This is a genomic window from Agrobacterium sp. NPDC090273 (assembly GCF_044772305.1).
Taxonomy (GTDB): Bacteria; Pseudomonadota; Alphaproteobacteria; order Rhizobiales; family Rhizobiaceae; genus Agrobacterium.
Genome location: NZ_JBIVYN010000001.1, coordinates 231,233 through 256,385 on the forward strand (window position 1 = coordinate 231,233; position 25,153 = coordinate 256,385).

Annotated in this window: 25 protein-coding genes; 11 read left to right on the plus strand and 14 right to left on the minus strand. The window is 58.1% G+C overall.

The features are described from left to right. Positions 1–27: 27 nt before the first annotated feature. The 3 genes from ACIQT8_RS01165 (at position 28) to ACIQT8_RS01175 (ending at position 2,519) form a co-directional block, all read left to right on the plus strand. A complete protein-coding gene (locus ACIQT8_RS01165) occupies positions 28–624 on the plus strand; it encodes a nitroreductase (RefSeq protein ID WP_138793799.1) in 597 nt (198 codons plus the stop codon). Further along, entirely contained in the window at positions 624–1,235 is a 612-nt protein-coding gene (locus ACIQT8_RS01170) for a flavin reductase family protein (RefSeq protein ID WP_400962504.1), read from the plus strand. The genes ACIQT8_RS01165 and ACIQT8_RS01170 overlap by 1 nt, the downstream gene beginning before the upstream one ends. Before the next feature lie 117 nt (positions 1,236–1,352). Continuing rightward, on the plus strand, positions 1,353–2,519 hold the full coding sequence (locus ACIQT8_RS01175) for a DUF2336 domain-containing protein (protein WP_400964331.1): 1,167 nt from the start codon (positions 1,353–1,355) through the stop codon (positions 2,517–2,519). Positions 2,520–2,522: 3 nt separating this feature from the next. Here the strand turns inward: ACIQT8_RS01175 and ACIQT8_RS01180 are convergent, their stop codons facing one another. Next, positions 2,523–2,948, minus strand: a complete 426-nt coding sequence (locus ACIQT8_RS01180; protein ID WP_400962507.1) for a hypothetical protein — start codon at positions 2,946–2,948, stop codon at positions 2,523–2,525. A gap of 158 nt (positions 2,949–3,106) precedes the next feature. After that, positions 3,107–4,333 carry an AI-2E family transporter gene (locus ACIQT8_RS01185; protein ID WP_262522630.1) on the minus strand — a complete coding sequence of 409 codons (1,227 nt, stop codon included), beginning with the start codon at positions 4,331–4,333 and terminating at the stop codon, positions 3,107–3,109. Positions 4,334–4,573: 240 nt separating this feature from the next. On the opposite strand from ACIQT8_RS01185, the gene ACIQT8_RS01190 reads away from it, so the two are divergent. Continuing rightward, positions 4,574–6,301, plus strand: coding sequence for an ABC transporter ATP-binding protein (locus ACIQT8_RS01190; protein WP_138793797.1), 1,728 nt, complete (start codon positions 4,574–4,576; stop codon positions 6,299–6,301). 40 nt (positions 6,302–6,341) lie between these two features. On the opposite strand, the gene ACIQT8_RS01195 is transcribed toward ACIQT8_RS01190, so the two are convergent. After that, positions 6,342–6,962: a response regulator transcription factor gene (locus ACIQT8_RS01195; RefSeq protein ID WP_400962511.1), complete on the minus strand. Its 621-nt coding sequence runs from the start codon at positions 6,960–6,962 to the stop codon at positions 6,342–6,344. Beyond that, on the minus strand, positions 6,952–8,880 hold the full coding sequence (locus ACIQT8_RS01200; RefSeq protein WP_400962514.1) for a PAS domain S-box protein: 1,929 nt from the start codon (positions 8,878–8,880) through the stop codon (positions 6,952–6,954). Before ACIQT8_RS01200 ends, ACIQT8_RS01195 begins: the two co-directional genes overlap by 11 nt. A 257-nt stretch (positions 8,881–9,137) precedes the next feature. Here ACIQT8_RS01200 and ACIQT8_RS01205 point away from each other — a divergent pair, with 257 nt between their 5' ends. From ACIQT8_RS01205 to ACIQT8_RS01230, 6 genes are all read left to right on the plus strand, one after another. Beyond that, positions 9,138–9,863, plus strand: coding sequence for an alpha/beta hydrolase (locus tag ACIQT8_RS01205; RefSeq protein WP_400962517.1), 726 nt, complete (start codon positions 9,138–9,140; stop codon positions 9,861–9,863). 31 nt (positions 9,864–9,894) lie between these two features. After that, positions 9,895–10,869 carry an MBL fold metallo-hydrolase gene (locus ACIQT8_RS01210; protein ID WP_400962520.1) on the plus strand — a complete coding sequence of 325 codons (975 nt, stop codon included), beginning with the start codon at positions 9,895–9,897 and terminating at the stop codon, positions 10,867–10,869. 118 nt (positions 10,870–10,987) lie between these two features. Then, a complete protein-coding gene (locus tag ACIQT8_RS01215; protein WP_400962523.1) occupies positions 10,988–11,611 on the plus strand; it encodes a pyridoxamine 5'-phosphate oxidase family protein in 624 nt (207 codons plus the stop codon). Further along, entirely contained in the window at positions 11,608–12,081 is a 474-nt protein-coding gene (locus ACIQT8_RS01220) for a nuclear transport factor 2 family protein (protein ID WP_262522624.1), read from the plus strand. The genes ACIQT8_RS01215 and ACIQT8_RS01220 overlap by 4 nt, the downstream gene beginning before the upstream one ends. 355 nt (positions 12,082–12,436) lie before the next feature. Further along, a complete protein-coding gene (locus tag ACIQT8_RS01225) occupies positions 12,437–12,952 on the plus strand; it encodes a GNAT family N-acetyltransferase (RefSeq protein ID WP_400962526.1) in 516 nt (171 codons plus the stop codon). Between the two features lie 489 nt (positions 12,953–13,441). After that, on the plus strand, positions 13,442–15,343 hold the full coding sequence (locus ACIQT8_RS01230) for a diguanylate cyclase (protein ID WP_262522622.1): 1,902 nt from the start codon (positions 13,442–13,444) through the stop codon (positions 15,341–15,343). Positions 15,344–15,402: 59 nt separating this feature from the next. Here the strand turns inward: ACIQT8_RS01230 and ACIQT8_RS01235 are convergent, their stop codons facing one another. From ACIQT8_RS01235 to ACIQT8_RS01255, 5 genes are all read right to left on the minus strand, one after another. Continuing rightward, positions 15,403–15,630 carry a hypothetical protein gene (locus tag ACIQT8_RS01235; RefSeq protein ID WP_400962530.1) on the minus strand — a complete coding sequence of 76 codons (228 nt, stop codon included), beginning with the start codon at positions 15,628–15,630 and terminating at the stop codon, positions 15,403–15,405. Positions 15,631–15,720: 90 nt separating this feature from the next. After that, on the minus strand, positions 15,721–16,365 hold the full coding sequence (locus ACIQT8_RS01240; protein ID WP_400962533.1) for a hypothetical protein: 645 nt from the start codon (positions 16,363–16,365) through the stop codon (positions 15,721–15,723). A 133-nt stretch (positions 16,366–16,498) separates the two neighbouring features. Continuing rightward, positions 16,499–16,831: a DNA-binding transcriptional regulator gene (locus tag ACIQT8_RS01245; RefSeq protein WP_178340837.1), complete on the minus strand. Its 333-nt coding sequence runs from the start codon at positions 16,829–16,831 to the stop codon at positions 16,499–16,501. Next, on the minus strand, positions 16,821–16,928 hold the full coding sequence (locus tag ACIQT8_RS01250) for a hypothetical protein (protein ID WP_400962536.1): 108 nt from the start codon (positions 16,926–16,928) through the stop codon (positions 16,821–16,823). The genes ACIQT8_RS01245 and ACIQT8_RS01250 overlap by 11 nt, the downstream gene beginning before the upstream one ends. Continuing rightward, complete coding sequence (locus tag ACIQT8_RS01255; protein ID WP_400962539.1) at positions 16,919–17,098, minus strand: BrnT family toxin; 180 nt, start codon at positions 17,096–17,098, stop codon at positions 16,919–16,921. The genes ACIQT8_RS01250 and ACIQT8_RS01255 overlap by 10 nt, the downstream gene beginning before the upstream one ends. A 405-nt stretch (positions 17,099–17,503) precedes the next feature. Between ACIQT8_RS01255 and ACIQT8_RS01260 the strand changes: the two genes are divergently transcribed. After that, positions 17,504–18,505: a hypothetical protein gene (locus ACIQT8_RS01260; protein ID WP_400962542.1), complete on the plus strand. Its 1,002-nt coding sequence runs from the start codon at positions 17,504–17,506 to the stop codon at positions 18,503–18,505. Positions 18,506–18,598: 93 nt separating this feature from the next. Here the strand turns inward: ACIQT8_RS01260 and ACIQT8_RS01265 are convergent, their stop codons facing one another. From ACIQT8_RS01265 to ACIQT8_RS01285, 5 genes are all read right to left on the minus strand, one after another. Continuing rightward, on the minus strand, positions 18,599–20,470 hold the full coding sequence (locus ACIQT8_RS01265; RefSeq protein WP_400962545.1) for a TniQ family protein: 1,872 nt from the start codon (positions 20,468–20,470) through the stop codon (positions 18,599–18,601). Further along, on the minus strand, positions 20,467–21,528 hold the full coding sequence (locus tag ACIQT8_RS01270) for an ATP-binding protein (RefSeq protein ID WP_400962548.1): 1,062 nt from the start codon (positions 21,526–21,528) through the stop codon (positions 20,467–20,469). Before ACIQT8_RS01270 ends, ACIQT8_RS01265 begins: the two co-directional genes overlap by 4 nt. A gap of 17 nt (positions 21,529–21,545) precedes the next feature. Continuing rightward, positions 21,546–23,786 (minus strand): Mu transposase C-terminal domain-containing protein, encoded by a 2,241-nt coding sequence (locus tag ACIQT8_RS01275; RefSeq protein ID WP_400962551.1) that lies wholly within the window; start codon positions 23,784–23,786, stop codon positions 21,546–21,548. A gap of 71 nt (positions 23,787–23,857) precedes the next feature. Further along, positions 23,858–24,703 carry a hypothetical protein gene (locus ACIQT8_RS01280; protein ID WP_400962554.1) on the minus strand — a complete coding sequence of 282 codons (846 nt, stop codon included), beginning with the start codon at positions 24,701–24,703 and terminating at the stop codon, positions 23,858–23,860. Between the two features lie 28 nt (positions 24,704–24,731). Then, positions 24,732–25,085, minus strand: coding sequence for a hypothetical protein (locus tag ACIQT8_RS01285; protein ID WP_400962557.1), 354 nt, complete (start codon positions 25,083–25,085; stop codon positions 24,732–24,734). Positions 25,086–25,153: the final 68 nt, after the last annotated feature.

Sequence of the window (25,153 nt, forward strand, 5' to 3'; positions counted from 1 at the left end):
CGGCCCTAGAATGGAAGATTTTTGACTATGACGACTGACATCAAGCTTCTCGACTACCTCAAGGTCCGCCGCTCTACACCCGCTCTGCAACTGTCGGAGCCCGGCCCCGAAAAGGCCGAGATCGAAGATATTCTGCGACTTGCCGTGCGCGTGCCCGATCATGGCAAACTGGCCCCCTGGCGCTTTATCGTCTATCGCGGCGCCGAGCGCGAGCGTCTCGGTGAAGCGGCGCTGAGGATTGCGCTTGAAAAGAACCCCGAGCTTGGCGAAGAGCAGCAGAATGTGGAGCGCAGCCGCTTTTTGCGTGCGCCCGTCGTGATTGCCATCGTCAGCACGGCGCAGCCACATTTCAAGATTCCGGAATGGGAACAGGTCATGTCCGCCGGTGCCGTGTGCCTTAACCTTCTCATGTCCGCCAACGCGCATGGTTATGCCGCGAACTGGTTGACGGAATGGCTGGCGTTCGACGAAGCGCTTTGGCCGGAACTCGGCATCAAGAGTGGCGAGAAGGTCGCCGGCTTCATGTATATCGGCTCCACGACATTCCCGCCGGTCGAACGTCCCCGCCCGGAACTTGCCGATGTCGTTACCTGGGTTGGTGGTCCTGAAGACGGGAACGCGTGATGTTCTATACCACCGATACCAATAAGCATGGCCTGCCACACGATCCGTTCAAGGCGATTGTGGCGCCACGGCCGATTGGCTGGATAGGTTCGAAAGGCCGTGACGGCCATCTCAACCTTTCGCCTTACTCCTTCTTCAATGCCATATCCGACCGGCCAAAGCTGGTGATGTTTTCCTCAAGCGGCCGCAAGGACAGCTTGCGGAACGTCGAGGAAACGGGCGTTTTCACCGCCAATCTCGTCAGCCGCCACCTGGTCGACAAGATGAACGCGTCGTCCGCGCCCGTTGCCTACGAGGTGGACGAGTTTCAGCTTGCGGGCCTGACGGCCGTGGACGGCCGCGTGGTGGATGCGCCCTATGTCGGGGAGGCCTTTGCCGTGCTCGAGTGCCGGGTGACGGAGATCATGCAGCTCAAGGATGTGGAGGGCGAGCCTTCCGATTCGTGGATGGTGATCGGTCAGGTCATGGCGATCCACATCGATGAGGCTATCATTCGCGATGGCCGGATCGACATGGGTCTGGCGCGGCCTGTCGCCCGCATGGGATACATGGATTATTCCGACGGCGGCAGCGACGTTTTCCAGTTGGAGCGTCCCAAGGCTAAGGCCTGAGATATCAATCATGACCGATGCGTGTGTTATCGGTCATGGTTAAATTTTATGGTGAACCAAACGTAAACCTTTTCTGCCTAGAGTTTATCGACAGGGGCGGCGTTTGTGCTGCCCATTATGGTGGCGCACAGTTACGTCGAGGCTCGGGTGATCGTACAGGCATTTCTTCGCTGGTCTGAAAAAGCCGGTTCGAGCGAGCGGGCGAAAGCTGCCAAGATGCTTGGCCGGGCTTATCTGCAGTCGGAGATGGCACGCGAACAGCGCGACGCCGCCTATATGGCGATGACCTATCTACTTGATGATCCGTCGCCGCGCGTCAGGCTGGCACTGGCTGAAGCTTTGGCCGATGATGCCGATGCGCCGCGCGCCATTCTCGTTTCGCTGGCAGAAGATCAGCCGGAAATTGCCTGCACGGTCATTGCTCGCTCTCCGGTTCTGGGAGACGGCGATCTGGTGGATCTCGCCGGGCGAGGCGACAGCGTGACGCGCTCGTTCATCGCGGCGCGCCCGGAACTGTCGCGCGGTGTCTGTGCGGCTCTTGCCGAAATCGGCGATCTGCCTGAGACGATCATCCTTCTGGAAAATGCCGCGTCGCCCATCACGCCTTTTTCACTGCGCCGCATCGCCGAGCGCCATGGCGATAACGCCGACATACGCGACCTGCTGCTGCAACGGGACAATCTGTCTGCTGATGCCCGTCACCTGTTGATGGAGCGCGTCAGCGAGGCTCTGGCGGGCTCTGCGCTGGTCCACAACTTCATTCCTCGCAGCCGCGTGGAAAACATTCTCCGCGAAGCGGCAGATTCCGGCACGATCCTCATTGCGGCCGCCGTTTCGCCACGCGAATTGCCCGATCTGGTCGAACATCTGCGTTTGAAAGAAGAGCTGACGCCGGCGCTGCTTGTGCACGCGATCTCCTCCGGCAAGCTTGAATTCTTTACCGCGGCCATGGTCAATCTCTCGGGGCTCGATGAGCGCAAGGTCCGCTCGATGCTGGCAACGGCGCGTCCCCATGCGCTGAAGGCACTGTTCCAGTCGGTCGGTCTGTTCGGCGATGTCGCCGCCGTCTTCATCAAGGCGACACTGTTGTGGCGCAGTGCCGCGCAGTCGCATCTGCCCGATGCCGTGATCTCCGTGTCCGGGGAGTTGCTGGCGCATTTCTGTGACGCCGACGGGTCCGAGACGTTCCTTGATCTGCTGCACGCCATTCGCAGGCTGGCCGTTGCCGAGCAGCGCCAGAAGGCCAGACACTACGCGCGCACCGTGACCGTGGAAGCAGCCTGAGATTTATTTCTCGAAGCGCTTGGCGATCCAGGAATAGCTGTTTTCGACCATGCGCACCGGCGTTCCCAGAATATGTTTGACGCCTTCCGTCGAGGGAAGGATCTTGCTGACGCGGGTGATGGCCTTGCGTGTCAGGCTTTCTTCCTGCTGCTGTTCGCTAACTTTGGCGGCCGGTGGAGGGGCCTGGCTCGCATCCGGCTGCGCCGGTGCCGGGTTGCCAGCAGTCTGCGGAGCGGTTTCATCCGGTGTCTGGCACACGGCGACCACCACCGGGTAGGGGGCGTTGGCGTAGCTTTCCAGTTCCTTTTCAGAAACGGCATCGCACAATTCGATACTGGTCCAGCGCTGCTGCGACGTGGCGATGTAATTGCACTGCGTCGCGCTGTCGTCGCAGCCGAGAATGGTCATGAGAACGAGGGCTGTTTTCATGGTCTATCCGATGTCTCACCGATGATTCCGTTGTCAGACTCATCCATGCTGATTGTAGTGAGATTACGGCCTGAATGAAAACGAACGTAAACAGACGTTGCAATGCCGCTCGAAAAGCGGCGGCGGACGCTGTTTTCGCATCCGCCGGTCGTCGATTGTCAGGATGCGGCCTTTCGCAGCGGCGAGGATTCCTTTTCTGTCGCGGCGGGGCGTGTGTCGTCTTCCGTTTCGACCGGGACGGAAAGGGCATCACCTGCCGGGGCTGCGGAGAGTTCGACTTCACGCACCCATTCGCGCCAGATGGCGACAAGGAGGGCCATCAGCACCGGGCCGATGAACAGGCCGAGGAAACCCATGGTCTTCACGCCGCCGACGAGGCCGAAGAAGGTCGGCAGGAAAGGCAGCTTGATTGGACCGCCGACGAGTTTCGGGCGGATCGTCTTGTCGACGATGAAGAGTTCGACCGAACCCCAGACGAACAGGGCAAGACCGTGAGCGGGCGAGCCGCTGGCGACGAGATAGATCGAAACGAGCGTGAAGGAGAGCGGTGCGCCGCCCGGAATGAGCGCCATGACGCCAGTGAGAACACCGAGTGTCACCGGCGAAGGCACGCCAGCAATCCAGTAGGCGATACCGAGAATGATGCCTTCACCGATGGCGATCAGCGTCATGCCCGTGACGGTTGAGCTGATGGTGGCAGGCACGACGCGGGAAATGCGCTCCCAGCGCGTTGGCAGGATGCGCTCGCCGACGAGATCGACCTGGCGGGAAAAGCCCGCGCCGTTGCGGTAGACGAAAAACAGCGCAATCAGCATGAACAGCAGGGTCAGCATCAGATGGAATGCGCCGTTGCCGGCCGCGAGAATGGCGCGATAGATGTTGCCGATATTGGCGCCGCTGACGAGCTGAATGACTTCACCGATGGCACCAGGCGTGCCGACATATCTGACCCATTGTTCGCCGAACCAGGGGCCGACGGCGGGCAGGGCGGCAATCCAGTCCGGAACCGGTGCGCCTGTCTTGTTGACCTCGACGGCCCAGCCGAACCATTCGCGGATTTCACTTGCCGTATAGGAGGCGGCGATAAAAATCGGAACGACGAGGAAGGCGATGATGAGAACGATGGCGACGGTGGCGCCAAGAGTGGTGTTGCCCCCCACATGCCTCAGAAGCCGTGTGTAGACCGGCCAGCTCGCGAAGCCGATGACGAGGGCGGCTAAAACCGGAACGAGAAAACCGTGAAAGAAATAGATCCCGGCCAGAACGATCAGGACAAGCAGCCAGCGTGCCGCCGAAATCGGCGGTATCATCGCGATCCGCGTTGGGCTGGCGGGGCCAAGCCATCTTGGTTCGCCACTCGGCTTACGACTTTCAATGTTACTCACGGCAGGCTTCTTTCTCGCATTCTCCCCCACCAGGCTCCCGTGGGGCGCGTTCACTCTGTCACACGGATACATATAAGTGCAATATGACCCGTTCACATTACCGTTGTGTGTTTATCGCCTAGTCTATTGAACGATTTTGGTAAAAATAGAACATCGGCCTTGGCGGGCGCGCAGAAATATGACAATTGAACTCCGTTTTTATCGCGGTTCGCCTGCCGCCATGTATCCCCAGGTTGTCCCATGCTACGCCGTTTCTTTGCTTATTATCGCCCTTACAGGGGTCTGTTCATCCTCGATTTCTCGTGCGCGGTTCTGTCCGGCGTGCTCGAACTCGGTTTTCCGATGGCCGTGAAAGCGTTCGTCGACGTGCTTTTGCCGGGCGGCGAATGGGGGATCATTATTGCAGCATCGATCGGCCTGCTGATGATCTACGTGCTGAACACCGGCCTGATGGCGACGGTCACCTACTGGGGACACATGCTCGGCATCAATATCGAAACCGATATGCGCCGGCTTGCCTTCGACCATCTGCAAAAACTGTCCTTCCGTTACTTCGATAACCAGAAGACCGGCCATCTCGTCGGGCGCCTGACGAAAGATCTGGAAGAAATCGGCGAGGTGGCGCATCACGGTCCGGAAGACCTGTTCATTGCCATCATGACCTTCATCGGCGCGTTCCTGCTGATGCTGTCGGTCAATGTGCCGCTGGCGCTGATCACGGCTGCCGTGGTGCCTGTAACGGCCTGGGTGACCAGCCGTTACGGTGGTCGCATGACCAACAACTTCCGCCAGCTTTACGGCCGGATCGGTGCCTTCAACGCCCGTATCGAGGAAAATGTCGGCGGCATGCGTGTGGTTCAGGCCTTTGCCAACGAAGATCACGAGCGCGCGCTGTTCGAGAAGGACAACCAGAAATACCGCCAGACGAAGCTCAATGCTTACAAGATCATGGCGGCCAGCACCTCGCTCAGCTACATGAGCATGCGTCTGACGCAGATGATCGTGATGATCTGCGGCGCCTATTTCGTGCTGAACGGCAGCCTGACGGAAGGCGGTTTTGTCGGCTTCCTGCTTCTGGTCGGCGTGTTCTTCCGCCCGGTCGAAAAGATCAACTCGGTCATTGAAACCTATCCCAAGGGCATTGCCGGTTTCCGCCGTTTTACCGAGCTGATGGATACGGCCCCCGATATCGTCGATGCGCCCGGTGCGGTCGAAGCTCCGGCATTCCGCGGCGCGATCGAATATCGCGGCGTCGATTTCGCCTATGCGGAAGGCAAGCAGGTTCTGCGCAATATCGACCTGAAAATCAGGGCCGGCGAGACGGTTGCCTTTGTCGGTCCGTCCGGCGCCGGCAAGACCACGCTCTGCTCGCTGCTGCCACGCTTTTACGATGTTACCGGTGGCGCGATCACCATCGATGGCATCGACATTCGCGAGATGAAGCTTGCTTCGCTGCGCGCCCAGATCGGTATCGTGCAGCAGGATGTTTTCCTGTTTGGTGGCTCTATCCGCGAGAACATCGAATATGGCCGCCTCGGTGCGTCTGATGCTGATATCATGGATGCGGCGCGTCGTGCGCGGCTTGATGGTGTGATCGAGGCGATGCCGAACGGTCTCGACACCATCATTGGCGAACGTGGCGTCAAGCTGTCAGGTGGTCAGAAGCAGCGTCTTGCCATTGCCCGCATGTTCCTGAAAAATCCGCCGATCCTCATCCTCGATGAGGCGACCTCGGCGCTTGATACCGAAACGGAACGGGCAATCCAGCAATCGCTGACGGAACTGGCCAAGGGCCGCACGACGCTCGTCATCGCCCACCGTCTGGCAACGATCCGCGATGCCTCGCGCATTGTGGTGGTGGATCAGACCGGCATTGCCGAGACCGGCGACCACGCCGAACTCCTGGCCGCGAAAGGCCATTACAGCCGTCTGCACGACGCCCAGTTCGGCGCACATCTTCCGGCCTGACAAGACTTCGGCGTTTTTCGCCGAGGTCATCGGATCTGAATTACAAAAGGACGTCGGAAATCTTGACCAGATGAGCGACCGACGTTGCCTTCATCTTCCGCATCATGTGGCCCCTGTGAAGCTTTACCGTCGGCTCTGCAAGCTGTAGCTCTGCCGCAATCTGCTTGTTCAGTTTACCCGCGATAACCAGTTTCATGATCTGTCGTTCACGGTCGGTCAGGGTGAGGTATCTCGCTTGACTGCTGGCTCTCGCGGTTCTTTCCTCTCGGCGAGCGGCGTCACTGGCGATCGCACGGTTGACGGCTTCCAGCAGATCCTGCTCACGGACCGGCTTGCTGAGAACATCGATCGCCCCCGCCTTCATTGCCCGAACCGCCATGGGCACATCGACGTGGGCGCTAATCAATACGACGGAACGAGGAAAATCGCTTTTCGCCAACTCCTCCTGAAACTCCAGTCCGCCTTGGCCGGGAAGGCGGATGTCGAGGACGATACATCCGGCCTTTTCGGGATCGTCTGCAGCAAGGAACTCCTTGACGGAACCGTGGGTCTCGGCGCTAAGCCCAACGGACTCAAACAGTCCCTTTAGTGCTTCACGGACACCATGATCGTCGTCGATGACGACGACGGTGGGCTGCCTGTTCTTCCTTTCATCGATCAACGGCTATTTCCTTAAAGCTAGAGAGCGTGAAGGTGAATGAGCTTCCACCAGCATCACTCGTCGCCCAAATGCGCCCTCCATGAGCTTCGACAATGGAGCGGCAGATGGGCAGGCCCATCCCTATCCCGTCAGACTTCGTGGTATAGAAGGGCTCAAATACCTGGTCGAGCTGATCGGATGGTATTCCTCGTCCCGAATCCGAAACGCTGACCTCGACTTTGCCCTCTGGATACTCGGTGCATCTGATCGTCATCACTGCTTCATGGTCACGAGGCGTCGCTTCAGCGCTGTTCATTATCAGATTGAGCAGGACCTGCTGAAGCTGTGTACGGTCGCCGAGAACTTCGACGGGCTCAGGGGGCAACTCTGCGATGACCTCCAGACCGCGCGAGCGTAGTTCTCCGTGAAGCAGATCCAGAACATCTTTAAGCGAATGACTGAAATCCGTCCGCTGCATGCGAGCAGGCGTTTTCTGCGCCATGGAGCGAATGCTCGTCACGATTTCGCCGGCGCGATGGCCATCATGAACGATCCGCCCGGCGGCCAAACGCGCCTGCTCGACGTCCGTATGTCCCTCCTGCAACCACCGCAGACAGGTCCCAGCATTGGTCACGATCGCCATAAGGGGTTGATTGATCTCATGGGCAATGGAGACTGCAAGTTCGCCGATCGTCGTCATTCGGGTGACTTGGGCGAGTTGGGCCTGGCTTTGGCGCAGTGATTCTTCGGCGCGCTTGCGGTCTTCGATATCGACCACAATTCCGTACCACCGCACGACATTTCCGTCCGGGTCGAGGAGTGGGCTCTGCTGAAGATTGAACCACCTGTATTCGCCATCGAACCGTCTGATCCGTGCATCGACCGGATTTGGCTGTTTGGTCGCAACGATTTCCTCCCAACTCTCACGCATCCGTTCAACGTCCTCGGGATGGAACATGCGGTAGAAGCCGAATCCGACAATCTCTTCGATCGGGAGCCCTACATAATTGGTGAGATGCTGGTTCCAGTATTCGAGCTGCCCGTCGGGCGTGCATGACCAGGCCATGGCAGGGATCGTGTTGATGATGAGTTTCAGCTTGTGTTCGCTCTCCCTCAGCGCCGCTTCACTCTCTCTGAGGGCGAACTCGGCTCTCTGGAGGTTTTCGATGTCGATATTGACGCCAAACCAGCGTACGACGCCATTGGCATCCGTGAGCTTCCGCCCGGAAAAATAGAACCAGCGATACTGCCCATCCGCACCACGAATGCGGCCTCTCAATTGAGTGTAATCTGAATTCTCGAGGTCTCTCTTCCATATCTCGACCATTTCAGGGATATCGTCCGGATGGTAGAGGTCGAGAAAGCCCCATTCGAGAATCTGGTCGGCCGGCAATCCGGCGTAATCGAGCCAGCTCTGGTTCACGAAATCGGCGCTTCCATCCGGGCGTGCTGACCATACCAGCACAGGGAGCGAATTGATGATGAGCCTGAGGTTCTCTTCACTTGCCGCAAGTGCTGATTTTGCCTCTTTGAGCGCGTCTTCGGCGCTTTTGCGATCTTCGATATCAAGAACAACGCCGTACCATTTGACGACATTGCCGTCAGGATCGAGCCGGGGCTTTTGCCGAAGGCTGCACCAGCGATAAACGCCATCGGCGCGCCGAATTCGGCCTTCGACTTCTCGTCCCGCCTTGGAGGCCATGATGCTTCGCCATTCCGATCCTAAATGATCGACGTCATCTGGATGAAAAATCCGGTAGAAATTTTCGCCTGCAATTTCGGCAAGTGGCATGCCGATGTATTCCAGAAAATGCTGATTGGCGAAGTCGAGCATTCCATCGGACGTTGTCGCCCATGCCATTGCCGGAATGAAGTCAATGATCGCGTCGAAGTCCTGATTCTCCAAGTCTATTCCCTTCAGCGCATGGCGTCCCAGCATGGAACTCAAATCTACGCCCTTTCGCGCCTCCGCGTTAGGCATGATTCATAGACGATGGTCTATTTTCGCAGTGCCTTCGTCTAGTTGCATGCGACCTAGATCGCAATTGTGAGGCGACCTGAACCGACCTACACATTGACCCGAAATAACGTCTGAGCGTCAGCGCATGAATATGCGCGAGGACGCCGCCTTCGGCACTGATCAAGCAATTTTTCGAAATGACGAGCCCTTTTGACACAACCGGGTAGGTTAAGCTTATGACCCTTCAGGCACATACTGTTGGAGATACCAGCGACAAATCCATCACAGTCGTTCTCGTGCACGGAGCATTTGTTGATGCGTCCGGATGGCGTCAGGTTTTTGAGATCCTTTCGCGTGAGGGCTACGAAGTTCTTGTCGTTCAGAATTCTTCCGTCAGTTTGAGCGCTGATGTCGAGCGTACGCGGCAGGTGATCGCTGATGCGTCCAATCCGGTTGTTCTCGTCGGTCATTCCTATAGTGGAGCCGTGATCACTGAAGCCGGAACCGATGAAAAGGTACTGTGCCTGGTTTATCTGGCCGCCTTCGTGCCGGAGATCGGGGAGTCGGTATTCGATCTGGCCTCGCAGGCGGCTAATGGGGCGGAGAAAGCTCCCCTCTTGCCGCCGGCTGATGGATTTATCCGGGTGGATAGCGCGAAGTTTCCTGCCGCCTTTGCCGCGGATGTTGAACCCGCTCTGACGCATTTTATGGCCGTCGCCCAGCGACCTTGGGGGCTGGAGGCGGTGCAGGGAAAAATCAGTGCAACGGCTTGGAAAAACAAGCCTTCCTATTACCTGCTCGCCACCGACGATCGAATGATCCCCCCTGAAGCGCAGGAGAAGATGGCCGTGCGGGCAGGTGCGAAAATAGTGGAAGTGCGCAGCAGTCATGCGGTGATGCTGTCGCAGCCTGAAAAGGTCGCAGCCCTAATAACAACCGCGGCTGAAAACCAAGCAACTTAGAACATCATCGTCTGAAACGGAGCAAGACGCCATGCCTCAACTTTCACGCCGTGCCTTCGCCAGCGCTCTTCCTCTTGGCCTTCTTGGCGGAGGGCTGATCGGCAGCGCATTGCCAGGCCTCGTTGCAGCGCAGGAACCCGCCAGGGCACTGGCCAGCGTCACGCCGCTGGCGCAGATCCGCATCGGTCGCTTTACGGTGACAGCACTGACCGACGGTTATGCCGACATGCCCTACAACTTCTTTCCCGGCCGCAGCCCGGCCGATGTGGAGCACGCAGCCGTCGCCCAGTCTACCGCCCGGCCAAGCGGCGTGCGGTTCCTGTTCAACCAGTATCTGATCGATGATGGCCAACGCCGCATCCTGATCGATGCCGGGGCGGCAGGCTCTATCGGTGAGACCGGCAAGTTGCCGCAGGCACTTGCCACACTCGGCCTGAAGCTCGACCAGATCGACGCCGTGATCGTCACGCATATGCACCAGGACCACATGGGCGGTCTGATTGCCGGCGGCAGGAACAACTATCCGAAGGCCGAGCTTTATATCGATCGCCGCGACGTCAAGCACTGGACCGACCCGGCCAAGCGCGCCGGTGCACCGGATTACCTGCAGACCAGCTTCCAGATGGCGGATGAGGTGGTGCGCCTTTACCCCAGGCTGCAGGCGATTGACGGCGAACGTGAAATCGTCCCCGGCGTGTCGATCGTCGACCTGACAGGTCATACGCCCGGCCATATCGGCGTGCGGGTGGAAGACGGCGGCAAGAGCATGATCATGGTGTCGGACATGATTTTCCCGGTGGTGCATCCCGCTGCCACGGACGTATTCTTCCTGTTCGAGCAGGATCGTGACGCCGCCAAGGCGATGCGCGACCGGTTTTTCCCGCGTGCTGCCGCCGAAGGCGCGCTGATTGCCGCCACGCACATGCCTTTCCCGGGCCTCGGTCGCATCGTTTCCGACCGTGGGCAGACCCGCTGGGAAGTGGCAGACTGGGCCTTGCAGGATTAAGGTAAGCGCGCGGTTTGCGGGGTGAAATTTGTCGGCAACTGGTTTCGGCAGATAGAGGCAGGCCCGGGCTTGCGACGTCAGACGACAATACAGGCTCGACCGAGCAGGGAGATCAGATATGCCATATCATTTCCTTGAGGTTGCCGTGACGCCAAGCGTCAGAGCGGCTCAGGCGGACATGGGCGTGGACCAGATCTGGCTGGGCACCCACAACCGCCCGTCGGACGCCTTCACAGACGACGAGATCGCCTTCATTGCCTCACTTGACAGCTTTTACATGGCGTCGGTCTCCGAAACGGGTTGGCCATATGTTCAGCATCGTGGAGGAAAAATCGGCTTCCTCAAGGTGATCGACCGGCAGACAATGGCCTTCGCTGACTATCGGGGTAATCGTCAATACATCAGTGCCGGCAACCTTGCCGCCAACGATCGTGCCTGCCTGTTCCTGATGGATTATGTGCGGCGAGCCCGGCTCAAAATCTATGTGCATGTAGAGCGGCTGGCGCTTGATGCCGATCCGGAACTCACGGAATTGGTGTCCGACCAAACCTACAAGGGGAGGCCGGAACGGGTATTCAAGCTGCGGCTCGAGGCTTTTGACTGGAATTGCCCGCAGCATATAACGCCGCGCTACACGGAACAGCAGGTTGAGCAGGCAGTCGCTCCACTTCGTGAGCGGCTGCAGCGATTGGAAATCGAGAACGCGAACTTACGTGCACGGTTGGAGACCCCAGAGAGATGATCGACGCTGAACGACCGCCTTTTCCCCCTTTCACGTTTGAAAGCGCAGTTGAAAAGGTCAGGCTGGCTGAGGATGGCTGGAACAGTCGCGATCCTGCGAGGGTTGCCTTGGCTTACACCAGGGACAGCCAGTGGCGGAACCGTGCCGAGTTTGTCACGGGGAGGGACGCAATCGTCGCATTTCTTTCAGAAAAATGGCGACGTGAGCTCGATTACCGGTTGATCAAGGAACTCTGGGCGTTTGGCGGCAACCGAATAGCTGTCAGATTTGCTTACGAATGGCATGACGACAGTGGGAACTGGTTCCGGTCGTTCGGAAACGAGAACTGGGAATTCGACGATAGTGGCCTGATGCGAAAGCGGCATGCCTGCATCAACGACCTGCCCATCAAGGCAGAAGACCGGCGTTTCCAGTGGCCGCTCGGCCGCAGGCCGGATGACCATCCCGGTCTCAGCGAATTCGGTTTTTAGTCGACAATCGTCCACCTTTCTTCATTAGGGTTTCAAGGGGGCGGTGGCTCAGGAGCCAATCTTGAATCCTCAGTTTTCAGAACGCTCATTCCCAACGAAAGAAGACGCCATTGAGGCTGAGGCTTTCCTCAGTCTGCACAGGATCTCGGCTAGGGATCTGCGGCCCGAAGAGCATTTCGACTGCATTGCCATCAGCGGAGGGTGCGCGATCTCCCTGCCACGCGCGCCGGCGATCGGCCTAAATCGGGTGCTGTGACTAGGCGCTGTCGAGGATCTCGATCAAGTATATGGCTGGATGCGACGAAGGGCAGGCAACCGGTTCCTCCAACTGAATATGGATACTGCCTCGGATAAGGTGAAAAACTGGATTCAGGGCAGGGATCTGCATGAACACGGTCCCGGCTGGGCAAAGCTTACCTTCACCGCTGCCCAGCGCTTTCGCGCACCAAGTCCTGTCCGTACCCGAAGGGTGCACGTTCACGAGGCGTCGCAGTTCGGATCGATGATGTGTAGTGGCTTCAATTTCCCGCCATCCTTGATCCCTCTTTGGTCAGCCATTGTCGGCAAAGAGGGGTGGGGGTGTTTTTTTGCTCTCGATGGCGAAACGCCAATCGGCACCGGCGCCATTTTCACGTTTGGGAACTATGCGTGGTTGGGTGGCGGTACCACACATCCGGAGTTCCGGAACCGCGGCGTTCAAAAGGCGCTTATCCAGGCTCGCACTGATTACGGCATAGCAGAAGGCATTTCGACATTTGTCGTCGAAACAGAAGTGCCCACAGCTGGCAAACCCAATATTTCCTACGAGAACCTCAGGAAAATGGGGTTTGAGCACGCGTACGACCGTAAAAACTTCAAGTTCCAGCAATGATGTTATGGCGGGCCGTTTGTGGAGTTCGCCTATGAAATCTACAGCATTCTTGGCGATGGACGGTCCGCTTCCATGACAGCGCAACTGGGCCCCAAGAGGCAAGTCTTTTGACTGCGCTCAGAATTGCCATGGCAATAGAATGCCTAATGATTCCAAACTGCTATTAAGTGAGGTGCGTCTTTGCGACGTCAATTTGGCTTCGCCTCAAGTCACTGCTTTCATAACTCAGTAGCATACGTTATCCACGATAACTCATAGCTGCCATCGGCCGTGATACCCGCTAGAAAGTCTGTTCTAAGAAATTGTGAGTTCCTTACGTTTGGTTAGCCTCGGACGACCTGGGTAAGCGATTACGAAACTTCCAGTGTTTACAGTTACCTATAGGCGCATCCTCTGGATCATCAGTTATTGTGATCAAGCTGGCCATGAGCTTGCAAACCATGTCGTCATGCCATCTTGGCATTACGGAGCGAAAATGATGGACTATCGATGAGCCTCTGGCATCAACTCCTTCCGAATCTCGCTGTCGTCGCAATCACCACGTCAATCTGGACACTTGGCCATCGGCACGTCGAACAGCTCAGATGGGCAGCACGGACCACCATCTTCAGCGTCGTGATGGCGGGTGGCGTTCTTGCTACCATGGCACTCCCTTTTGAATGGCTGCCTGGGGTGTTGCTCGATGCGCGGTACACTCTGTTGGCGATATCCGCGTATTTCGGGGGTCCCTTTGCAGCCGTGTTGCCATTCGCAACGGCGGTTATCCGGCGACTGTCGATAGGTGGCACAGGCGTTTACACCGCTATTCCGCAGATCGTCGCTGCCTCCGCAGGTGGTGTCGTCCTGCATTACATGTTCAGAAATCACCTTGCGTCCACGCGCGCGACAGCCATCCTTGCTGTTTGGGCCGGTATAAGTGCGACGGCGGGTTTTTACGTTGTCTACCCGGTCGCCAACTGGCCTTCGCTTACACTCGACGCAACCGGGCCGCTGGCGATCATCGTCGCAGGCGCGACCCTTCTGTCGGGGCTCGCCATTGTGCAGGAACATCGCAGGCACGCGGCCACGGTCGAAAACCGTCGCTATCGGCAAGTGATCGAGGCGCTTCCGGATTGCTTGAACGCAAAGGATGAACACGGGCAGTTCCTTCTGGCAAACCCCGCAACGGCGAAGATGATGGGGACCGGGGTCAATGAACTGATCGGCAAAACCGATGCCGACTACTATCCATCCGAAACTGCGAATATGTTTCGCGAACCGGAAGAACTTGTGCTCAGGTCCGGTCGTCCGGTCACCGTGGAACAACAGTTCATAGGGCTGAACGGGTCGGAGACGTGGCTTTCGACACTCAAGGCGCCACTTCTCGACGTGAGCGGCAATATCATTGGCATCGTTACGCACAATCGTGAGATCACGGATCGGAAACGGCTCGAACAGAGGCTCGCACGCACGCAAACGACCCTAATCGACGCTATTGAAAGCATGGCAGACGGTTTGGCGATGTTTGACGGGAGCGGAATTCTTGTCCTCCACAATCGTCGATATCACGAGCTTTTTCCTTTGACTGCGGATGTTCGGGTGCCTGGCAAGTGTCTCAGGGAAATCATTCGGGCATCACTTGAGCGCGGCGAAGAGCCTGAGGCTGTCGGAAACATTTCTGATCTTGTCGAACGTACTGCCGACGTACTGATGCGCAATGGCGACCGCATCGTGAAACTCGCTGACGGTCGATGGATAGAGGCGAATTCACGCACTACCGAGGGCGGTGGCGTGATGATCGTGTATTCGGACGTTACGGTAAACCGCGACCGTGAGAACCGCCTGAGGGATCTGAATGAAAGACTGACCGCACTGGCGAGCACCGACAGTTTGACAGGGCTGGTCAACCGCCGCGCCTTCGATGACGCCATGCGCTCGGCAGTGTCGCACGCGGTGGCCAAGGTTGTGCCTCTTTCCGTGCTGATGATCGACGTTGATCATTTCAAAGCTTACAACGATGGCTACGGACACGTTGCCGGTGATGAGTGCCTCCAACAAGTCGCTGCGGCGTTGTCCCGTGTTTTCTTGCCGTTCGAAGGTGCGGTGACTGCCAGATACGGCGGTGAGGAGTTTGCCGTTATATTGCCACGTGCTCTCCCGCAGGAAGCGATAGCGATGGGCGCAATGGCCGTGGCCGCCGTTCGGGCTCAGGCAATCGAACACCATTTCAGTGAGAAGGGCGTCGTTACCATCAGCATCGGCATTGCGACGGATCGCGGTTCATCGGAAAAACCAGCCGAACTGCTAAAGTGCGCCGACGCAGCACTTTATGCCGCCAAGGCCGCCGGCAGGGACTGTGCGAGGACTGAAGAAAAGCTATCTCCCATTCTCATAGCCAATGGCGCTATCTGACGATGCTGCGAAAAGCTTTCTGATGGGACATGTTGTGGCGGTCGAAGGGCGTGCCTTGCCTAGCTTCCCTGCTCGATGCGCTGCTCTTCGGCAATACCGGGGTTCGGTTCCGCCTTGCCGGGGTGGCGGGTCACGAGATAGCCCATCGCAATGGCTGTCGAGAGCACGAACAGCAGAACAAGACCGCTGATCGTCAGCAGCCACTCGCGCGGTTTTCGCTCATTCACCGAAAACGGCGGCCATCGCCCCGGCTCCTGCATCAGCTTCAGTCTATCAAACGGCAACATCATCTACCCCAGACCTTGGTCGGTTATCGTCAAGGTCAACGCAGCGATGCGCGGGGATGTTCCTTTGATGACAAAGGCTTGATAAGCGCTCTAGCAGCCATTCTCCGCGCGAATTGACTGAATGAAATCTCTTCCGTCACGTTTCACTGTGGTGATCGCTGCGGAGCCGTCGCATGGCCGCTTTCCACTTGTGAAACGATAGCGAACGGAGAAGTGGGTCTCGTCGAGCCTGTTGATATCGATCAACGAGATTGGCTCGGACAACGATCCGTAGAAGCTGGACAGAGCCTGCGGGCTGAAGGCGCCTTTCCTTGTTTTCTCTGGCACCACGAATGTTGATGCAAGTTTGCCGTCGCCGGAATGCAGAGCCGCATAGAAAGCCTCGATCGTGGTTGCTGCCGTCCCGTAACTTTCGGTGATGTCGCGGGCAGGGGCGATTGCCTTTACCCAGGCGACAAGAGGCCGATGATGGTGTCCCGTCATTGCCGGCATTGGCTTGATGACGTCAACGAAGACATCAGTATCTCTCAGCCGTGCCATGTCCTTCCCGGTCGTTTCGTCGGGAACGAGTTGGACCTCATCAAATGTGCTCTCCGGATCGGCAAAGTCGTCGCCGGTAAGGCAGATCGGCTCATCAAGCTTCAGGACATAGCCGGGTTCCGGCGAGTCACCTTTCTGAACATCCTCGAAATTTGGCGGACCCGCGAAGATACGATGGGTAAGATGGCCGCTCAACGCAGAAGGCTCATTCTTTGAGACGTCGAAGCAGGCTGCCTGCGCAAAGGGTGCCCAGAACAATGAAGCCCCGACTACGCAAATTGAAATATATGGAGTCATCGTCTTAAATGTCGCCATAAACATGACAGGCTCAAGCTGCACCTTTTCTTAGCGCTGCGGCCGTTCCTTCTGGATCGACAGCAATAACTCTAAGATAAGCTCTGGTCGGCTGATCCGGTTCGCTACGGCCCTGTTCCCAGTCGCGAAGCGTTCCAAGCGGAATATGGTATCGGGCCGAAAACTCTTCTTGTGTCAGTTTCAATGCGCGTCGAATGATTTTTATGCGAGGCATTCTTTTTGCAGCGGCAAACTGTTCTGCGGAGAGAGGACGATTGTCGGGGTCGGCCAGAGCATTAATTTCCGCTTCTTCATCGGTCATCGCGTGAAGACGAGCCCAGTCGGTTTGATCTGTTTTACCACCCATCGTATTCATACTCCCTACGCTCTGCCCGCGTTGACTTTCGTGCTGAGATGATGCGGACTTTTTCACTGCGCTCCGTGTAAATGACGGTCAGCAGCAATCCATTGCCAAGTCCCAGGATACGCCTTCTGATTTCGTGGTACTCCTTGAACGTTCTTCAATATCGACTGCAAACGGATCGTTGAAGACATGCGACGCAGTTTCAAAGCTGACGCCATGCTTGGCAAGATTGGCGACTGCCTTCTGTTCATCCCACTCGAAATATAACATGCCGAACTACGGGTTTCCAGTAGATTTGAAATGGTGTGTCCGTCGCCGCTGTCCTGCCGACAATGGTGCGTTTCACGCAGCATTTTTGAGTAACCACGAGGACGCAGGCAGTCCATAGCGATCACCTACGAAAAATCCCCGCAGCGAGGCAAATCGCTGCGGGGATATGTTCAAGTCAACGTAAGTTTGTCGCGTCCAACGAAATGCGAGCCCCAGGCAACCTTTGTTCATTGATTTTTCAATGGGAATTTGAACGAATCCATCTTATTTGAGCGGCGTCCAAATAGGGTGATCGTGGATCTCCTTACCCCTCAGATGAGGCGGATATCATGCACCCTTTAGATGCTTCCGCGTTGACTTATCATGGAACTACTGATTGTGATCGGTGGGTCAGCGGAGGGGCCCATGGACGCGCTTTACTATCCTCGATTGTCATTGCCTTCGCCCTCCTGGACCAATCCCAATCTCCTGTTCTTCGATCGGATCCATGTGATTGCTCCTTCCGGGGGGCATAGGCAGTTGTTCGATCGGCGAACGCGAGCACTAATGGATCAAGACGTGGTTCGACCTATTAATCCGTCAGAGTTCGCGAGAGACGATGCGGCTGATGAGATTGTGTTGGGTTACCTAATCGGTCGAAGCCAGGGCATGCGGCGACGAGCGGAATTGGCGCGCATTCATTTTGGGAAGATCGCGTTCTCAAGGCTCGCGGTGGAGCTCGAGCGCGCTGGTCTTTTGCGGCGACTCCCGCGCGACCAGATCCCTAGACCAGGGGGAGATGGAAGCTGGATGGAGGGGCCAGCCTGGGTCATCGAGTATCTGATGAGCATGCTCGCAACCAGGATCGTCACCCAGATCGATGACCTTCCACTTATCACTGACGAGGAGAACGCGCGTGTTGCCGTGACAGGCGTGCGCAGTGCCGCTCGCAGCAACAACGCGCGCCGTTTGAAGGCCGTGACGACGCTGTTGCCTGCGGGACCGGACATTAGTCTGGACGATATTCTTCGCTTCCGAGAAGAACATCCTGAGGAACTCGCGAATTTCCGGCGGTTTGTCACCGAGCTCACTACCAGGAACTCGGCCGATGAGGATTTCGAGTATAGATTGAGAGCCGCCGAGGAAGTACGAAACCGCTTGGTGGCAAGGCTTGAGCAGGTTCCTTCAAGACTACCAGCAGCGGAGATTGTCCTAAGCGCGTCGGCCTTGGCGGCGCCTCTTGTCGAGAACAGCTACTATTCGGCAGCCGCCGCTGCACTGAGCCTCGGTCACCTCCTTCTACGGACGGCCGAACAAGCTCGGCAAAGTCGTCAGGTGAGACGGGCCGTCATGCAGGACAAACTTGTATTTGCGGCTTTGGCAGCGAAGCGGTTTGCGCCCGGATGGGGCGATGAAGTTTTAAGGTAATGCTGCAGACAATCCGCAATCTGGGGACCGGAACACAATCACGTTGCCAACAAGGGCTTTGAGCTAGTCGCGTCCGTCGCTCAGGCCTTCGCTCTACGCGAAGGCAAAGGAAATGTTCAGTGCCGCGAATTTAAATGCAGCGGCCCGGATGTCCGCCCATCGGTAGAAAGTCGCAGCGACCACCTCTTTCGTCAGCGCAGGGGCGACACCACCTGCCTCCAGGTTCTTTTTCGCCTCCTTGAAATGGATTCCCAGGCGTTTCGCGTAGTTGAATAGCGAAACGTATTCGGACTCGAACCTGTCAATCTCTCGAGGTCGGACGATCCGCTGGGGGCATCGGTTCACTGGATTGATAGCGACTTCTGCGGCGATGTATCCGCGATCGATCAGTTTCTCCAAGACCAGCGACTGCATGCCCATCGATTTGCCGGCGTCCACCAAGCTCAAGCCACCGTGATCCTCCAGCTTGGTCTTCTCCCTTACCTCCGCCAGGTCGACAACAATCGCTTCCAAGCCCGCCTTTTCCGAGTACGCCGAAGCATTCTCGAGTTTTCCGTCCAAAAGAAGCTCGATGATCTCGCCATACCGACAATTTGCCTTCTTGGCAGCGTCGAGGATGGATACCCATCCCGACGCTTCTGCATGGTCTGCCTTTGCTCCAGCACGAAGGCGCTCGAGAAAGTGGTCCAGGTCGGCTCTATGATAAAAAGGAGAGATGCCTTCGCTCCCTTCTGCCGATGAGATCGCGGGGGGGATGAAGCCTTCGTGACTCAAGGTGTTCCAGGCCGCCCGGCTGGCATTCATGTAGGTTCGTGCCTCGCTCCATCCGATGGCATCACGCGTGCTTTCGACGAATGCCTCCAGGTCACTTGCGTCGAAGAGGATCCGTTCCGCGGTAAGGTTCGCCATGTCGGCCGTGATCCAACCCGCACCTTGCAGAAGTTTTCGGAGCGTCTTCGGGTGGACTGACATTTCCTTTGAGACGGATTGGATCGAATGCAGCTTCCGGGTCGTCACTGGTCCGAACATCTCGTCACCGGGACCCATGGGAAGGTGTGCGATCGCGGTCTCGGTCATGATCATCCGGATTTCATCGAAGCCCGCGTCATCGGTTTCGTGCGCTAGCCGCTCGTAGAGCCGGCCGTAGAGCACCCTTCCTCCCACGTGGCTGCGTTTTTCCCAGAAGGTGTCGTGGAGTGATTTCAGGAAATCCACGAAGGAACTACGCCCTTTGCTCACGACGTCGAAGCCCGTCTGTGCCGCCTCCGACCACTGTGCGGGGCTTAGATCCTTGGCAATGAAGCGCTTGCCGAACATGATCGTGGCTCCGACCCACTCGCAAAGCCGTCCGGCAACGTACAGCGGAAGTCCGTCGATCCATGTCCTATCTGCGTTTCGCCGGCCCCAAAGCCGATCCGTGACATAGCGCTCGAACTGGGTGTGCCTTCCTTTGATCGAAGGATTGCGGTACCGGGGTTGGGCTTGCTCCGCCTCGATAAGCTTCGCATAGTCATGATAGATGCCGTCCCCACTGACGCCTTCCTGGAGCATGATGCCGTGCACTGGACAGGAGCGGACGAAGGAAAGAAGCCACTGCATCCGAACGTAGGGGCGTGCTTCTCGACGCTCCTGGCCCAGCCTGATGTCGTCCTCGAGGCAGCAGGGGCAATATCGCAGCCGGGACCGGACAAGGCTTGCCCTGTTCAATGTCTCGCCGTTGATCGTATGGAGCAGACGATCCGTGCTCACCACTCGATCCGCGGCGAGGTCAGGATCAATCCCGGCCATTGTCAGAAGGTGCGCCACCTCAGACCGGTCCCCGGCAACGATCTTCTGAAAGTCCATGCCGAGGAGACTGCAAAACTCGCGAGCGCTGAAGCTGAAGTTGGACATCGACAGGCGGCTTAGAAAGCTGGTCAGAACTTCGTCCGGATGAAATGGAACTCTGTTTCCGATGCCGCTCATCTTGGGCGCTCCCCTGGCTTTACCTTGTTTGCCGGAATTGCGGGCGGCTTGCCGGACTCTTCCTTCCCGATCTTCGCCTTCCCGCCTTCGAGTTCTGTCCAGTTCGCTACCTCAAAAAGGTTTGCCTCAGGTGTACAAGCGGTCCTGTGATGATAGGCCCTGGCAAAATCGGATGCTCTGATCGCCTGGCGGCCATCCAGGATCGCGAAGGTGGCGGCGGAGCGAACCATTAGGATGATTGATCCAACGTTCCCTTCACACGACCTGATGAGGCGTTCAGCATATTCGTGCGTAGGGAGGTCGCCCAGACCTAGCCCCGCGTGCTGAACTACAATCTCCTTCAGCCATTCCTCTACCCGGCCAGCAAGCTCTTCGGGCACAGGTTCGAAGCGCATGATCCGGGACCGGTTGCGCATCTGATTGTCCCTTTTTCTGAGCTGCTCGAGGTCTGGCACGCCGGTGAGGATCATGCGCATGGGCCAATCCTCCATCTCCACAAGGGTAATCAGGGTGTCCGAGACCTTCTGGATCTCGTAGTCGTTGTCGCTCTTCATTGTGCGCTGCGCTTCGTCGAGGACGAGAAAAAGCACGCGGCGTTGCTTGAGTTGCTCTCTCAGGATCGGCCACACGCGGCTCTCCGTGATGTCACCTCTCACCGGAAAGCCTAGATTTCGAAGACATTCCACAGCGATATTCCTGAGGGTGCAGGGCGTCGGCATCTTGAACCAGAGAAGCGGACGCGCCTCCCCGAATTCGTCGGAGTAGGGAGCCAGTCGGGACCTGGAGAGAACGTGCCCGAGGCACTCGGACTTTCCGCTGTCGGATTCACCCACGATGAAGAGAATCCGTCGCTCCTTGTCATTGTCGGAGGTCGCGGAGATCAGACTGCGCTTCATGTCGGCAATATGCTTCGCCAACTGATCGTCGCGCGCCATCACACAGTGTTGCGCCTGCATATGCGCAATGCGGTCAGCGACACCAAGCTCGTCCTCCGACATCGTTGCCCGGAGCCGGGCGATGGAGTCAAGACGTGCGCGGGAAGGATGATTGTCAGTCATGAATTGCTCTCCTGAAGTTAGAACTGGTCATAGAAATCGTCGGGCGCGGGGCGCTGCCCGTCGTCCTTGTCGCCAGTCGGGGAAGGTCCCGCCGGCTTTTTCCTTCGGGTTTTGCGCGCCAGTTCCTCGGCTTGCGCCTTCGCGATCTCGCTTGCGGGCACGTCGAGGTCGTCGGGCTCTGGCTCATCGCTCAGCCCCCAGGCTTCGGCGAGGAAGCTGGAACGGCTGAAGTCCTGGTTCCGAGCAGCGAGGACGTACTCGGTCTCCTCGACGACTTCGAGCGAACGCGTGATCTGCCTGTTGACGGAGTCGAAGTGCTTCGCTGTGGGAATGGGCGACCCCAGGTTCGTTTCCATGCGCGTGGCGTCTCCGGCCGAATCGACCCAGAGCCGTGCCTCGTCCACCTGTTCCTGCGTGCGTTTGGTGTTGGTCGCGTCGACGATTTCGAGGGTCACGGCCATCATCGTCCATGTCCAGTAGTCGCAGTTCTTCAGCCCGCCGATCCTCGCGCCCACGGTGTATGCGTATGGCCCATCGAAGACGGTGATCTCACTCAGGTCATAGAGATTGATGCGGATGCTGACTTCCCGGTCGACGTCGTTGCGACGCATGGCCTGGATCTCTAGGGACTGGTATCTGATTCCAAAGAGCCGGATGCCTTCACGCTGGATGACGCGGATGTAGTTGACACCGAAGACATGTCGCAGCAGTCCGCCGGAGAGCGGCGCGGGGATCTGTCGCTGGAGGCTGAACTGGTTCCATGCCTGCCGCGGCGTCATCCCCCCGAGCTTCCCGTTGTTGCGGGTCTCATGGTAGATGTCCACAAAGACGCGTACGAAGACCTGTGCCAGAAGGTCGATGTCTACCGCTGCTTCCTTGCGGGGATCGCGGTCGCCACGGACTACGACGTTGCTGAACGTTCGCCCGCTGAAGTTCTGCAGCGACAGCGACGAGATCGTGGCAAACATCCTTTCCACGGTCCCTCGCAATGGCGGGTTCGCGGCGGGTGGGTACGCGATCTGTGCTCCGGCATCGTTGATGGTCGCGCCGAAACCATCCGAGGTGTACCACACTGCCGAATCGACCCGGACTTCATTCAATCCGCCGTACTGATCCCAAGGTCGCCTGCACCCGGCCGCAATTGCGAACTTCGTCTTGTCCATGTTGGTCTGAATGAAGGCCGCAAGGGCGGTCTCGACCGAAGGCGCTCGCTCATGAAGCCGGAACCCGATGATGCAGGTGGTGGCGACGTCGGCCACGAGTGAGATCCATACGCGCTTCGATGCCTTGCGGTAGGCTTCCTGCTCCACCGGGTCGAGATCCTCCCAGATCTTGGCCAACTTCAGCAGGACGACCAGGTCGACCTTCCATTCGTCGGCTTCGACCAACTGCATCGGAAAGCCACGCTCCCGCCCGGTCACGATATAGAACCGCATCCGTGCCTGCTTGGCCCCCTCGCGGGCAATGTATTTCTGATCGTCGGGGAGGTTGTTGATGCGGATGTAGAAGGTGCTGCGCTCGCACACCTTGATGAGGTCGGTCCGACCGACAGCCCGGCGTTGGCGGTTGATCCGGCGCTCCATCGCCTTCATGATGCGGAACAGGTAGGCGGCGTTCGGCTTCGTGAAACTCAGGTATCGCTGGACCATGCGGCTCTCCAGCTCGAGGGACTCGTCCGAGAACATGCTCTTCTTCTCGCCCGATCCCCGGCCATCGATCAGCACGCGCCAGTCGTCGCCCGAGCGAGTGTACTCCCGGTGCCATGTTCTAAGGGTGCTCATGCCGATGTTTCGGAGACGGAATTCACCGTCCTCGTAGGTGTAGGCGGCCTTCCTGTTGGAGTTCTGACGGGCGACGGTCAGATCTCGTTCGAACTCATCTCGGATTTCGCGCATGATCGCCATCATCCGATCTTCGGGAATATTCCCCTCGCGGCCGCCCTTCGCACGGAAGCGCATGATCCATTCGAGCTTGAAACGGACCCCTGTCTGTGTCTTCTCGGACAGATCTCGGAGAAAGGGGAAGCGTTCGGTCAGCCGCAGCTTCTTCGGGTTGTACCGGTCCTTATGGATCTCAAGGGATCCATGATGGAGCATCGAAACGATGACCTCGTTGGAATAGAAGTCCGGACGCCCGGATTTATCCAGCGGCTCGAAAACCTTTCCATTCACACCGTCCTCAAGGAGGAGCATCTCCTTGTTGTCGATTGTGATGCGCGCGAAGGGCGGGATCGGGAAGGAAGGGGCGTTGTTAGCCATCGCCGCCCTCCGATCTACGCGCGTCTGCCATCAATCCGTGAAGGACATCGAGATTCTGCACGGCCGCGCCCCTAGTTCTGCCAATGGGCGCTGACGACCGAAGCATCCGTCAGCCTGTTTCCGGGCCGGTGGAGTCGCACGCTGCCGTCATAGATCAGGCACCGGGCGGCATCCATGACAGTCCAGGATCTGGGCATCGAGGCAATGAGCTCCCACAGCGCAACCCCCCGCCGCAGGCCTCGGATTGCATCCAGGAGGTCGTTGCAGTCCTGCTGGTTGCGCGTCTTGCGCGACGCATTGATCTCGACCGCATTCATTCCCTTTGCTCGGGTGATGTTGAGTTCGCTCAGAACGATGATGTTGTCGGCGGCCTTGGGAACGTTCTGCTTCGCGATCGCCATGGCCTTCGCCAGCGTCTGATCGGGACCGAGTTGAGAGGCGGGTTTGACGATGTACCCCTCGCGCCAGCCGTTCCGACTGGTTGCCCGGTAGTCGAGCGTGTGCTCGTGCCACTCACCTTCGAACCTGTAGGGAAGCGGGGATGGCTGGTCTTCCACAAGGGCGATGTCCGGGTTGGCGACCAGCATGTGTGCGAGGAACGCCTCGAGCACGCTTTCGAAGACCAGCACCTGGTTGCGGTTGATGTCGATCATGCTCCCGCGCACCGATCGCATGGACTTCTTGGCGGGCGTCCGGCTGGCCGTGGAACGACGAGGGGCCTCCCAGACAACGTCGGTTCGACCCCAGGCCTCTGCTTCGGTCAGCCCGGGATCATTGGCGGGCGTTACTCCGGGGATGATGAAGCGACCGGAAACAGGTCTGTCGCTCCAGCCGATCATCGGACGTTCGGGCACGGGCAGAGGCGCCAAGCCCCGCTCGCGCCGGATAAGTTGTTCAAGAATTCTTGCATCGCGCATGTCTGGATACCTTGCTGCAGCCCGTGGCTCACCAGTCGAAGTGACTGGACGTGGAGCGGTCGATTTCTCGGACGAAGTGGGAAAGATCGGATCCGCCGAAGCTGCGGGAACGCAGCGCTTTCGGGCCGGAGCGGACCTCAAGGAAATCTCCCGCCACCAGGATGTGCCGCTCGAAGCGGAGAACGCGTACAAGGCGCTGGAAGTCCCTGAGCGTAGGGGCGGGGATTTCCAACTCTGCGCAGTTCGTCTTCATCGCAGTGTAGTGCTGCCAGATCCCCTCGAGGTTTTCCTTCAAGCATTTCACTGCGAAATGCTCAGCTACGCTTTCGGTGGACGAGCCGACGTCGGTGTGATGTGGCTTGTACGTGGCAGTTGAGGGCATGTACGGTCTCCGTTCTTGCTGACTTTCGGACGTGCGCCGTCGCTCCTCGGACGCGGCCGAGGTGGAGG